At 49.4% G+C, this 13,475-nt stretch carries 9 protein-coding genes; all 9 read right to left on the bottom strand.

The window, feature by feature from the left end:
* Positions 1–62: 62 nt before the first annotated feature.
* On the bottom strand, positions 63–2,642 hold the full coding sequence (locus tag ACDJ59_RS08575) for a X2-like carbohydrate binding domain-containing protein (protein WP_413408378.1): 2,580 nt from the start codon (positions 2,640–2,642) through the stop codon (positions 63–65).
* Positions 2,643–3,008: 366 nt separating this feature from the next.
* On the bottom strand, positions 3,009–3,527 hold the full coding sequence (locus ACDJ59_RS08570; RefSeq protein WP_413408377.1) for a (2Fe-2S)-binding protein: 519 nt from the start codon (positions 3,525–3,527) through the stop codon (positions 3,009–3,011).
* The gene (locus ACDJ59_RS08565) at positions 3,524–6,049 is read right to left on the bottom strand and encodes a molybdopterin cofactor-binding domain-containing protein (protein WP_413408376.1); all 2,526 of its coding nucleotides are present in this window, start codon (positions 6,047–6,049) and stop codon (positions 3,524–3,526) included. Before ACDJ59_RS08565 ends, ACDJ59_RS08570 begins: the two co-directional genes overlap by 4 nt.
* A gap of 33 nt (positions 6,050–6,082) precedes the next feature.
* A complete protein-coding gene (locus ACDJ59_RS08560) occupies positions 6,083–7,000 on the bottom strand; it encodes an FAD binding domain-containing protein (protein WP_413408374.1) in 918 nt (305 codons plus the stop codon).
* A gap of 290 nt (positions 7,001–7,290) precedes the next feature.
* Positions 7,291–7,932: a nucleotidyltransferase family protein gene (locus ACDJ59_RS08555; protein ID WP_413408372.1), complete on the bottom strand. Its 642-nt coding sequence runs from the start codon at positions 7,930–7,932 to the stop codon at positions 7,291–7,293.
* On the bottom strand, positions 7,904–9,196 hold the full coding sequence (locus ACDJ59_RS08550; protein WP_413408371.1) for an XdhC family protein: 1,293 nt from the start codon (positions 9,194–9,196) through the stop codon (positions 7,904–7,906). Before ACDJ59_RS08550 ends, ACDJ59_RS08555 begins: the two co-directional genes overlap by 29 nt.
* Before the next feature lie 30 nt (positions 9,197–9,226).
* Positions 9,227–10,549 carry a 5'-deoxyadenosine deaminase gene (locus ACDJ59_RS08545; RefSeq protein ID WP_413408369.1) on the bottom strand — a complete coding sequence of 441 codons (1,323 nt, stop codon included), beginning with the start codon at positions 10,547–10,549 and terminating at the stop codon, positions 9,227–9,229.
* A 95-nt stretch (positions 10,550–10,644) separates the two neighbouring features.
* Positions 10,645–12,240 carry a gamma-glutamyltransferase gene (gene ggt, locus ACDJ59_RS08540; RefSeq protein ID WP_413408367.1) on the bottom strand — a complete coding sequence of 532 codons (1,596 nt, stop codon included), beginning with the start codon at positions 12,238–12,240 and terminating at the stop codon, positions 10,645–10,647.
* Positions 12,234–13,475: a pyridoxal-phosphate-dependent aminotransferase family protein gene (locus ACDJ59_RS08535; RefSeq protein WP_076250345.1), complete on the bottom strand. Its 1,242-nt coding sequence runs from the start codon at positions 13,473–13,475 to the stop codon at positions 12,234–12,236. The genes ggt and ACDJ59_RS08535 overlap by 7 nt, the downstream gene beginning before the upstream one ends.

Here is a 13,475-nt window from a genome sequence, read left to right as displayed (position 1 = left end):
CATAAAAAGGCTGGATCAGAGGTTCAACCCCTGATCCAGCCCATTAAACGTGCTACCTACCTTTACGGCTCAATTCCCCATACCAGCTGACCATTCACATACCCGGTAACCTTATCATGGTCTGCGAACTGACTACCGGATGCCTTGAACGAGTAATCATTAGTCTGTGTGTAATTTGTCCAATTGTTTTTGGAAAAGCGTGTTTGAACCTCTGCGCTCTGGCCCGCATTCAGTGATCCCGCCGCACTTGTAAAGCCCACTTCAAGATAATGATCCGCTCCGGCAACTGGAGTCGCCAGTTTAACGAAATTGCTCGTTACATTCGCACTGCCCATACTGGCCCAGTCGGACCAGAAACTCTGAGCATCCTCCCCGTCAATTGTATAGTAATACCGGAGTTTTACATCACTCAACGGAATAGCCGAATTGCCTGAGTTGATCAATTTGAACTTGGGTGAGACGCCGTTAGTGGATGCACTTGTATTGCCGTTAAAAGATTGAATCGTCAAATCCCCCGCTGGCACAGTAACCGTGCTATCTACGACGTTCACCGTTAGCACAGCGTCATTTCCTCCATTGAAGTGAAAGGTCAATACGTTCTGGCCCAGGGGAAGCGTCGCAAGATAGGATTTGTTCAGAACAACAGCAGAGCTGGATGCTGTATAATTCTGACCTGATACAAGCGTAACATCCCCCTTTGTGATGCTTGTGAGCTGACGGCCGTTTAAGGTGAGAGATACGGTAATATCCTGCGCGGGATTCGTCGCTTTATCAAATGTTGCATGCACAGGAGAAATCACAGCATTTGTACCCGGTGTTGAATCCACAATTTTGACTTTTAACACAGGGTCCTGGCCTTGATTAAAATCCAGAACAATCGAATGCTCACCAACTGGCAGGGTTGCCAGATAAGCTTTTTTCAACAGCAATGTGCTTCCGTTCAAGGTATAGTCTGTCGTTGTGGTCAACGCATTGTTGCCTGCCCGGAGAGCAGTTAGCGTATTGCCGTTTGCATTCACGGTTACGGTTTTATCGCTTTGATTGGGCGTGTATTTGTCAAATTCGACGTTTCCGGGTGTGATGGATGCACTGGGGTTGGGATTGTTAACCTTTAGATTTGGCAGCTCATCCAACGTAATGACATAATCACTTTGATAGAGCGTTTTCAATGTTGCCGGATAATTAAAAGCAGAACTCATCAGATGCTCACCATACCAAGGACAGAAGTACAGCCATCCTGATTTCTCCTCTGTCAGATTTTTCACACTTGGGATCGTATCGTTCTCCGTCATGGCTACCATTTTCGTACCATTCGTCAACTCAACAAGCTTATAGAAAATCGAGGTAATTGCATCTTCATTCGGTACGCCGGACAAACCGTCATAACGGTTGTAGATCGTATTGTATTTATCATATCCAACAAGATCTACCTGATCATCGCCCGGATACCAAGCAGGAGAAGTGCTGTATACGTAGCTGTTGTAGGTCCAGATCAGATTGTGCAAGCCATACGTCTCGGTCAGTTCGGTATATAGCAGATCCCATAGCTCTTTGTACACTTCTGCACCTGCCGAAGCCCACCAGAACCATGCACCTTCCCCGTTCAGCCCGCCGTTGCCTTCTGCTTCATGATACGGACGGAAAAGCACTGGCACATCGTTATCTTGCAAAATCAGCAATTGTTCTGCCAGATCCTCGATGGTCATCATCACGTATTGATACTCTTTGGTACCGGGAATTACCGCATTTGCTGTATTAAAATTCGTTTCTGTTGGCTTGTAGGTCGCCTCTTTCCAATCCACAAAGTCCCCAAGCTCATACGTATTGAAATTACGAGGCACATTAATATGCCAGGAAGCTGTTGCAATACCTTCACGGTTATTCACCCAATCAATCATACGATCGGTTGTACCGTCCTCCCAGCCATACAACGGATTATAATTCATCAGATCAAAGCCACGGATAGCCGGATACTTTCCGGTCAGCTCATGAATCCATTCGAATTCAAGCTCCGAGTCTCCGTCATTCCCTCCTCCGTAGATCTCTTGCTGACCAGAAATAATGTTGTTTCCGTATACCTCCGTTAAATAATTCATCAAAATTTGAGTTTCCGGTGTAGCTTCAGGATCAGTGAGAACTGGTTGTACATTCAAAGGGTCCAAATCCGCATGATCCACTGTAAAAGTATCAAAATACGCGAAGCCCCAGCCAGCCTTCAGCTCAATCGTGTTGGCACCCTGATTCAACTTGTGAAAGCCAAAATCGAAGTCTGACCATGCTGTCGTGTAAGGCAGCATATACGCCCCTTTCGTAACACCATTCACGATTAAATTTTGTGACCTACCATCTGCACTAAGCTCCTGCATATATCGTGTGGAGATTGCGTACATGCCGGTTTCCGGGACAGTAACTGTGAAGGTTAATGTGCCAGAGTTCTGCATCCAGACAAATCCGGCCCCTGAGAATCCGGGCTTGGGTTGTCCATAGATTGAAGTAACCACTTGAAGATCCGGGGTGAGCTGCGCATCTTCGCTTTCGATGGTGAACAATGGTGTGTCTGCATGAACGGGCGCTGTCATTAATCCAAGCAGTAGGGCCAATGCCAGCATCATTGCGGTTGCCTTTTTGAGCAAATTTTTCATCAATTCCATCTTCCTTCCCAAGTGAAATATGATAATGAAATGTCAATGAACCCATTCATGATGGCGCTTTCATTTTAAACATAGCATGTGCATCAATTTTTGTAAATATATGGTGAATGAGAATGTTTTAAATTCTTTTGTACCAGTACTTTGAACATTATATCTCCTTTCTCTCTTCCGACTTGATAATTGACGAAAACGGTTCATAATCTAATCAATTTAGCGTATGAAACTTCATCTCACATTAGATGTGTACTTGAAAGAAAACCTGATAAACAACAAAAAAAAAGCATTCCTATTCGGATGCTTTTTTTCACGTATGTTTCTTCAATTGCCCTTGCTTATATCTTCGGCCTAGGTCCCGGCTCAACTTACGGTTTCCTCGGCAGACGTTTCTTTTACCACACAGCGTTCCCCTGCCTTGCGTACCGCCCGAATAATGCCACCGTAGCCGGTACAACGACACAGATTCCCGCATAATCCCGTTTCAATCTGTTCTTGAGAAGGCTCAGGATGTGCATCCAGTAATGCCTTGGTTGAGATCACCATGCCCGGAGTACAGTAGCCGCACTGAAAGCCACCTTCCTCCACAAAAGCCTGTTGAATCGGATGTAGAGTGCCTTTCTCCTCGCCGTGCAGACCTTCAATCGTCATAATGTCACTGCCTTCACATTGATAAGCCATGATAAGACAGGAATTCACAGGCTCTCCATCCATCAGAACCATACATGCGCCGCAGCGACCAACTTCGCAAGATACTTTGGTACCCGTCAGTTGCAAATGAGTCCGAAGCACATCGACAAGTCGAGTCGTTTGCGCGATCTCCAGATATTTCTGTTCGCCATTCACAACAGCTGTCCAGTGATTCTCAAGTGGTTTACTCATGATGGACTCACCCCTTCCTGCAAAGGTACATTTAAAGGTCTGACCAGTTGTTCCCTCGGTACAGGAAGACGGTTAACCCATACGCCTGTCGCCTGGTGAATTGCGGCTGTGATGGCCGGCGCAAGCGCAACGGAGCCTATCTCACCGATCCCCCTAGGGCCAAACGCATCACCTTCTGGTAAGTCTTCAATAGCCTCAACCTCCAGATTGGTATGAATATCCTGAATGGTTGGGATCAGATACGTGTCGAGGTTGGTGGTTACATAACGGCTGTCCTGCATGACCGCATCCTCGGTTAACGTGAATCCAAGCGCCATGACACTACCGCCTTCAATCTGTCCGATATAACCCATAGGGTTGATAACTGGGCCTGCCGCAACAACATGGCGTGTATCAAGAAGCTTGGTTTCTCCGGTCAAAGTATTCACTTCCACCTCTGCCGCAACCGCCGCATACGTATACAAATAATGCCCGCCTACCACATTATCTGGCGTAGTTGGGTAATCAAACTTTGTATCGAAAATCCATTCATCGGCTTCGCCCTGCGTTGCGAGTTCAGCATACGAGATCAATAAGCCTGATGAAACTCCCTCTTTCGCCAGGTATGGAGATGCACCTAAATGAATTTCAACAGTTTGATCACTTTCAGTCCCTCCAGCAACGTTCTCAGCCAGTTCATATTTTTCAGCCTTCTCTAGTTTTCCTGCTTCTTCAGACGTTTGATTTACGTCTTCCAGAGCCAATACTATTTCCTTCTCGCTCTTTCCTGTTCTTTGCAAATCTGTTTCCGCTTCTGAACTTCCGGCAGGAAGCTGGTCTTTGCGCCATACACCACCAGGTCCTGTTACCAGTTCATCTGCCGGAACGCCTGACAAGGCAGAGGCAACAGTGAGAACATGGGAACGAAATGGAGTCTGCAAGCGTTGAAGAGCCATCCAAGCCATCGTTGTTGAACGTGAAGCTGTGCTTGATCCGCTGTGTGGCACACGATCCGTATCTCCAATGATGATACTGAGATCCGACGTACTGCATTGGAACAGATCACCCAACATAATTTCCAGCGTTGCAATGAGCCCCTGACCAAATTCCTCGTAGCTGAACGCCACCTCAATCTTGCCTTCGTTGTTCAGGGACAGGCGGCCTCCCGCAGGATCTGGAATGCCATAACCCAGCCCTGCACCGTGCATGGCGATGGCTGCTCCGACTCCGCGCTTGATCCACGGCGGCAGAGCAGGATCTGCCGGGGGACTCTGATGTCTTTGCCAAAGTTCGGAGCGATCCACTGCCTCCCATACTTGGGACAGTCCATCCGTAACCAGAATCCGTTGATTCAGCGGTCCAGGATCATTCTTTTCCCGCATATTACGTCTGCGGAACTCCCAAGGGTCCATGTTCATGATTGCTGCAAGCCGATCCATCTGGCCTTCCATGGCAAAAATCGCCTGATTCCCGCCAAATCCGCGAAACTCACCTGACAGCCCGTTATTCGTATAGACAGATACACCTTCCACATCCACATTTGGAATGGCGTAGGGTCCAAGGCAATGCTCGGTACAGAAGTTCAGCACCGGTGCGCCAAGTGTGGCATACGCTCCCGTATCTGCTGTAATGCGGACACGGTGCGCCTGTATGATGCCTTCTCGACTCATGCCAGTCTGCATTTCAATCTTCATTGGGTGCCGTTTCAGCCCTGCACGCACGGATTCTTTACGAGAATTATGCATTTTCACAGGACGTCCGCATCTCAAGGCCAGTAGTGCACCATAGGGCTGTACGTTTAGTTCATCTTTTCCGCCAAACGAACCACCAATCGGTGAAGACACCACCCGGATATCTTCTTCAGGACAGCCAATAATGCGTGCAAGCTGCATCCGGTCTTTATATCCATGTTGCGTTGCCGCGTATACATTCAGCCGCCCCTCTTCATCCGGGACAAACAAGCCACCTTCTGTCTCCATGTACGCATGCATCTGGCGTGGCGTATAATACGTCTCTGTCACGATATGATCACACGTGGCAAAGGCTTGCTTGGCGTCTCCACGTTTGATCTCCGTGCGATGCAGCACATTACCTGGACCATGCTCATGCAGCTCTGGTGCGCCGGGAGCCAGAGCTGCGTCTGTACTATTCAAAGGTGTGAGTTCCTCATACACTACACGGATCGCATCCAGTGCAAGCGCCGCACGTTCCGGGGAGTCCGCAGCAACCGCTGCAATGGCGTCACCGACATAACGTACAATATCCTCGCAGAACACAGGCTGATCCGGGGTCGCTATGCCAAAACGATTCAGACCAGGCACATCTTTGGAGGTCAAAACCGCATAGACACCTTCCAACGCCTCAGCTTCCGAAGTATCTATAGACAGTATACGAGCATGAGGATATTCGCTTCGCAATACTCTGCCATGAATCATGTCAGGTAGCGTCATATCCGTCAGATATTGAAGCTGACCTGTTACTTTGGGTGTCCCATCTGGCCGCAGGTGCCAGCGTTTCCCGCTCTGTTTCCGATTCAGTAGCATGATGCCTCTCCCCCTTTGTGTGATCGAATTCTTCTATTCGTGAAGTGCCTCCCATAACCCGGCACCAAGCATGTTGCCTGCGGTCTGTTTGCGATATTGTTCTGTTGCAAATGCATCGCCATACGTCGTAAACTCGTCAACCACAGTAGCTGCGAGATTGGCCGCTTGCATGACAGTAGCTTCGCTACCAAGAAGCTGTCGTTCCGACTCCAGAAGTCGTATCGCCATGCCTGAGCCTCCACCAGCCGCAATCGCAATCTTGGTCCAGCGGTTATCCAAATCAATCTCACCGTATAACGCAACCGTCACCAGCGATGCGCTGAACGTCTCCCGTCGACCCAACTTGCGGTAAAAGGAAACTTCTCGTGCTGCATGTCTCTGCTCATCGTCTACATCAACCAGAGAGGACGGTCTTATCGGAATATGAATCGAGATTAATACATCCCCTGGATTACGGCTACCATCCCGTCCACCCTGAAGCCAGGAAGACGCACTGCGGATCTCGATTCCGCTATCCGTCAACCAGTGCAGCTTCGCATCATATACAAGCAAAGCAGGCAGCGTATCCCCTACTCCGGATACAATGTTCCCGCCAATGGTTGCCACATTACGAATGGAAGGAGCCGCAATTGCATTCACCGCTTCTTGCAGAATCGGCAGTTGTTGCAGCAACACGTCGTCTGATGCACATTCCTTTAATCGGTTCATTGCTCCAATGACTATCTCATCTCCACGAATAGATATACCGCTCATTTCAGGAATACGAACCAGACTAATCATGTGTTCAGGCGCAGGAATCAAGCCGCCCTCCCACTGGGTTCGTAGCAATGTTCCACCTGCCGTGAAACAACATATCCCTTTCAGTCTACTTCTCAACGTTTGCAGTTCTTGCAGGTTCTCAGGTTGCCATACCGATGGCAATGCTCCAGAACCGTATGCCGGTGTTACCATCGCTGCATCCCCTTTCTCTCTCTTCCTTGGGCAGGAAATTCAACCGTCTGATCCAGATAATTCTTCAAATCATATGAGAGTTCAGCAGCAACGTCAATTACCTTTACATCGTTTTGGATAAATGTATAAAACCTGTGTTTTATTTGTGCTTGATGCATCACGATCTATCGAAAGCTAACATTGGCTCTCTTTCACCATACGTGAAAAGAAGACAAACAGGCCAACCAGACTGCCTGGCTGACCTGATCATGTAATTAAATTATACATAGTCATTAATCTTCTCCTGTTATTTAGTCTGTCTGCTGCGATTCATATACATGACTCAGAATGCGTTCCAATTCCGGTTCTGTATCCGCATCCCAGAAGCTAGTCTCAGACAGTGGTACATGTACACCTGAATAGTTAGCGCTGCGCATAATCTTGCGTGCCCCCTCATCTCCATGCAAAGACAACAGAGGTCCGAACATATGGGAGCGAAAAGCAACGGGCGGCTTGCCTCCCTCACCGTCGGTAGCTGCGACATAGTCACTCAGCTTGTGGGTAGCCAGTGCTGTGGTCACCCGATTGATATCCTGTGCTTGTAATAAAGGCTGATCGCCCAGCAACATGAGAATGCCCTCCGGTTTGTACTCCATTGCCGACAATACGCCAGAATGAAGAGAATTGGCCATACCGCAGGCATAGTCAGCACAGACCACAATTCGAAGTCTTGCTGTGGGATGGTAGGCATACGCGGCAGAATCAAACCATTTTACAGGCAGCCATGTCAGCGAATCTTCCGGTTTGACCACACAGACCACTTGATCCAACTCCGAATTCAGCGCAGCTTCCAGTGACCATGCAGCCAGGGACCTCCCGTCAGGCATGACAACCGAGAGTTTATCCCGACCAAGCCGACGACTCTTACCTGCTGCCAGAACTATGCCCGTCATTCGCATGTGCAACGCTTCCCTTCTGCAACTCAGAACTCAAGGAAGAAACCTTATGTTTACATGCGATCAATTCCGCTGCAATGCTGATGGCGATCTGTTCGGGACCGTCTGCTCCGATGCTCAAACCAACGGGAGAATGCACATATTTCAACGGTGGTAAGCCATCCAGCAGACGGGCTGTTCGTGTTTTGGAACCCATGATGCCAAGATACGCGTACTCACAGTCCACTACCATCTCTAACAGTTCACGTTCGCGGGGAAAATTGTGACTCATTAAAATCAAATAATCTCCGTTGTTTACGTTTAACTGAGGCATGATCTCACATGGGAAACCAAGTACAAGTTCAGTTTCTGGGAACCTTTCCGAGGTGCACAAGGACTCTCGCCAATCGGCTACCACAACACGGAATCCTGCGGATTGGGCGAGTCTTGCAACAGGAATAACATCATTCCCGGCTCCGATGATAATCAGGCGAGGTTTAGGCGTATACAGCGAAGTAAGTTGCTGCGGAAGATCCCAGGGATTCGTTGAAATCCCGTCATTTGTCGGTATTTCAGCATCAGTATCAGAGATATGTTGTGAATCACCGGATAGATGGGAAGAGTGAGATTCGTTTGACGTAGCAATTACCATTTCAGGCACAAGCGTAAGGCGAGGTATATCGGGAGAATGTTGTTTTGATGCCGAATATTCATGCTTGATATTACCACTGCTGTGTTGTACATCAACCTGCAATGAAGATGGATTATAATTCGCCACGCGATCATGAGGAGGGACGAGCGAAGGACGTAAGATTGGCTGGCGCCGAGTACCCTTTGGTTCAATCCGTTTACATCCATATTGAACCCTTGTGTAATCATCTTGGAACGTTCGGGTTAACGCTGTTGTAACGCCGGATTGAAAACACTCATGCATCTTCTGTAACGTATATCGGAGTTCACCACACACAGGTTCAAGCAACACAACAACGAGTCCGCCGCAGCCAATCGTCTCACCCCAGGACAGATCATCCTCGGGACGCATGTCGTATTCCGCGAATTCCATCTGCTTCGTATCCAGCACATGGCTCACCCGGGCCTGAAGATCACTCTCCAGACATCCCGGACTGATACTACCATACATTTTGCCATCCTCGGTCAACAGCATAGAGACTCCCTGCTTACGGTAAGCATGACCCTCTACCTTAATCGCTGTTGCGAGCACACAGCGCGTTTCACGGGCTGCAATTGCACACAGATCATGCATTTCCATAGCGGTCTCCATCCTTTCTGGAATTGCATAAACTTCCTTCGATCAGATACGTTTCATCAATCTCGCAATACTTTTATCCGACTCACGCAGCACAATGCCACGATCAATCGTCTGAATCTTACGATTCTTGAGTACAATGCTACCATCGATAATTACGGTGTCCACACAACTACGTGTTGCAGAATAGACCACACGGGAATAGACATCCGTCTCATAGGAAGGGTACGTGTGGAAATCATCCAGATCCAGCAGCAGCATATCTGCCTTTTTGCCCACTTCGAGACTGCCAATTTCCTTCGACATGCCAAGCACCTCTGCACCACCCATGGTAGCCATACGTAATACAGTCCGGGCATCCATCACTGTTGGGCCATGAGGAATCTTCTGCATCAGGGCCGTGAGGCGCATCTCCTGAAACATATCCAGATTGTTGTTGCATGCGGCACCATCTGCCCCAATCCCAACCGCGATCTGACGATTAAGCAGATCTGGAATATCCGCTACCCCGGAGGATAGTTTCATATTTGATCCAGGACAGTGAGTGACTTTGACACCGCGCTTGCGGATGATCTCTTTCTCTTCCTCACTTAGCCATACACAATGAGCAAGCACCAATCTCGGGGTAGCCAGACCGATATGATCAAGGTATACGATGTTGCGCATTCCGCGTTCGTGTTCTACCAGTTCGATCTCTCCACGATTCTCAGAGGCATGGGTGTGAACTTTGACATGATATTTATTGGACAAGTCGCGCACCTCTACCAGCAATTCTTCGGTACACGATACAACGAAGCGTGGACAGAAAGCATATTGAATGCGACCTCCGCCAAACCCGTTCCATTTCTCCAGCAGATCCACACTTTGTTGCAGCGAAGTTGCTGTATCCTCACGCAGGGGTTCCGGAACCTCGTCTCCATGATCCATCATCACCTTGCCAGAAATGACCCGGATGCCGCTCTGTGCCATCGCCTGAAACGCCGAGTCTGTGTGATGTACCGTCTCCATATCCAGAATGGTTGTGGTTCCGCTGGAGATCAATTCGCCCAATCCGAGCATTGCCGAATAATACACGGACTCCTCATCATGCGCTGCTTCCAGCGGCCAGATACGTTGACGGAGCCAATCCATCAGTTCCAGATCATCCGCACGTCCACGGAACAAGGTCTGACACAGATGAATATGCGTCTGGATGAAACCTGGCAACAGCACTTTACCGCGAGCATCAATGACTTGGTCAGCCTGAACGTCGATGTGCGCTGCAATCTCCTTGATTTTGTTATCCTCGATCAACAGATCTCCGATGAACACCTCCTCTTCTGCATTCATCGTCACAAGCTGTGCGCCTTTCAGCAGGATCGTTCCCATGCCAATCTCCCCTATCTGTGTCTGTCTATATAGTACAACTCATACATATTTACACTTTCACTCTAATGACAGACCAACCTTCTGATCGCTGTCTATTACCATCCAATAGCCATCCCATCGCCCCTAGGGTCTGCTGCTCCGCTAATCATGCCGTCCTCACGAATGACAATGCCTTGCGACTGTCCCATAATACCGTCCCATGGCGCTCTGGCTTCAACGTTATGTCCCCACTGGGCAAGGGTTGCACATACGTCATCATGATATCGGTTCTCCACACGCATCGTATCGCCTTCTTCGCCCCAGGTACGTCCGTACACCCAACGTGGCAGGCTAATTGCTTCCTGAATGTTCAGCCCGTAATCAAGCACTCCGGTAAGCACCGATAATTGTGTCTGCGGCTGCCCTTCTCCCCCCTGTGTACCCACGAGCATATAAGGTTTGCCATCTCGTGTAACGAGGCCCGGCATGAGGGTATGGAATGAGCGTTTGTTCGGTTCCAGTACGTTGGCATCTCTCGGATCTAAGGAGAAAAAAGCCCCCCGGTTCTGCATGATAACTCCCGTATCCCCCGGTACATACGCTGCACCGAAGTCAAAATACAGGCTTTGAATGAATGAAACGGCATTGCCTTCGCTATCCACAACCGCTGCATACGCCGTGTCCTGACCTATCGTTTTAGACAAAAACGGCTGTGCCACAGGTGGAGCAGACTGAATCTCATTCCACAATTGGTCTCCGTAACTTTTGGACAACAGAAGATCCAGCGGAATATCCCTGAAATCCGGGTCAGTCAGATAACGGTCACGATCTCGAAACGCCTTTTTCACCACTTCCGCCATAAGATGATAGAATTCCGGTGAGGTACGTGCTACAGAGGACAGATCCGTATGCTCCAGCATATTTAACATCATCAGCATCGAGAATCCCTGCGAGTTGGGCGGCATCTGATGAACTTCATAGCCACGATACCCCGTACTGACCGGATTCACCCACTCGCCCCGATGGCCTGCAAAGTCTGCTGGGGCAAGCATGCCCCCATCCTCACGAATAGCTGAAGTCAGACGATCCGCGAGTTCTCCTGTATAAAAAGTATCTCGACCTTCCGTCTGAATCAGACGAATGGAGGCAGCAAGATCAGGCTGGATCAGCAGCTCACCTTCCTGCAAAAGTGTACCCAAAGGCGCAAATACCGCTCGCAGCGGTGTATGGCCCATAATGAAATCTTCATCCCTTTCCATCCACAGGCGGAGATTCCGGGATAAAGGGCATCCTTTTTCCGCATACTGTGCGGCAGGTTCAAGCAACTGCTCCCACGGTAACTTACCGTACCGAGACCAGACTTCCCACCAGGCATCCACCATTCCCGGAACCGTGATGGCACTAAGCACACCACGTTGAGGGATGGCATTCATGCCCATCGCTTTGAACGTATCCGCATGAATGCCTGCGGCTGAGCGGCCACTTCCGTTATAGGCGGTAATCTCACCGCTGGCTCCGTCATGAATCAGGAAGAAGGCATCCCCGCCAAGTCCGGTCATATGCGGATATACCACACCCAGAGCTGCACTGACCGCAACAGCGGCATCATAAGCATTCCCGCCCTGCTGGAGGATAGAACTTCCAACTGCACTCGCTAGATAATGAGGAGAGGTGACCATAACCTCTCTGGAGATTGGCATCTGGTTTAACATAAGGCACCCTCCTTCCCTGCATACACATCCAATGCGGCCTGCACTGCTTCACCGGCAGGTAGTACGTGACGATGACGTAATAGAACAGCTTCCAGCGCTCCAAGCACATGAAGTACGTTCTTGCGCTGGCAGCTGAATCCCATTGTACCGATCCGCCAGATCTGCCCTTTCAACGGTCCAAATGAACTCGCAATCTCAATGCTGAAATCGTTCAGTAACATGCTGCGCACCGACTCACCATCGATCCCCTCCGGAATCGTGATACAAGTGACCACCGGAAGTTTACTGGACATATCCCCATACAACTGTAGTCCCATTCCCTGAATTCCAGCAACCAACGCACGTTCATTTACCAGATGTCTCTGGAACCTGGCCTCCAATCCTTCTTGCAGCAGAATGCGTAAACCTTCGTGAAGACCGTAGAGCATGGAGGTGGCCTCCGTATGGTGGTTCAACCGTGCTGAACTCCAGTAATCCTGCAATTGGCTCAGGTCAAAATAATTACTGGCAATGGTGCGGCCTTCTGCCCGCGCACTGGTTGCATCTCGCAATCCGCGTTCAACTGTTTTGCGGCTCATCAGTTTCTGTTCCACACGACTGTTGTACGTGAGAGGTGCCATCCCTGAAGGAACGGACAGGCATTTCTGCGTTCCGCCCATCACCGCATCCAGATGCCAAGCATCCGTCTCTACCGGAGTTCCACCAATGGTAGCCACAGCATCCACAACGAGTAAAATATCAAGGTCGCGACAGGCTTTGCCAATCTCGGCAAGAGGCTGCATCTGCCCGGTGGAAGTCTCACCGTGAACCATCGCAACCAGACTCGGTTTATGGGTATGAATCGCCTTGATGACCTCTTCCGGATCAAATACCGTTCCCCATTCCGTTTCAAAAAAGACAACCTCGGCACCACAGCGTTCCGAGATTTCAACCAGCAGATGTCCGAATCGTCCGTAGATCGGGACGAGAACTTTGTCACCGGGCTGGATCAGACTGACCAACACAGCTTCAATCCCTGAACGGGATGTACCATCGACTGGATAACACCACTCGTTATCTGTCATATATAACTCTCGCAGCATTGCCATCGTCTCGTTCATTAAGGATGTGAACTCCGGGTCAAACTGACCCAGGATCGGAAAGGATAATGCTCTGAGTACGCGTGGATCAACTTCAACCGGTCCCGGGGTCATAATGGTCCGCAAGGACGGAGATAATTCTTTATAGTTGGACAT

The sequence above is a fragment of the Paenibacillus amylolyticus genome (genome assembly GCF_047302515.1).
Classification (GTDB): domain Bacteria; phylum Bacillota; class Bacilli; order Paenibacillales; family Paenibacillaceae; genus Paenibacillus; species Paenibacillus amylolyticus_G.
Note: the sequence above shows the minus strand (reverse complement) of the source record. Positions and strands in the feature narration are given on the sequence as shown.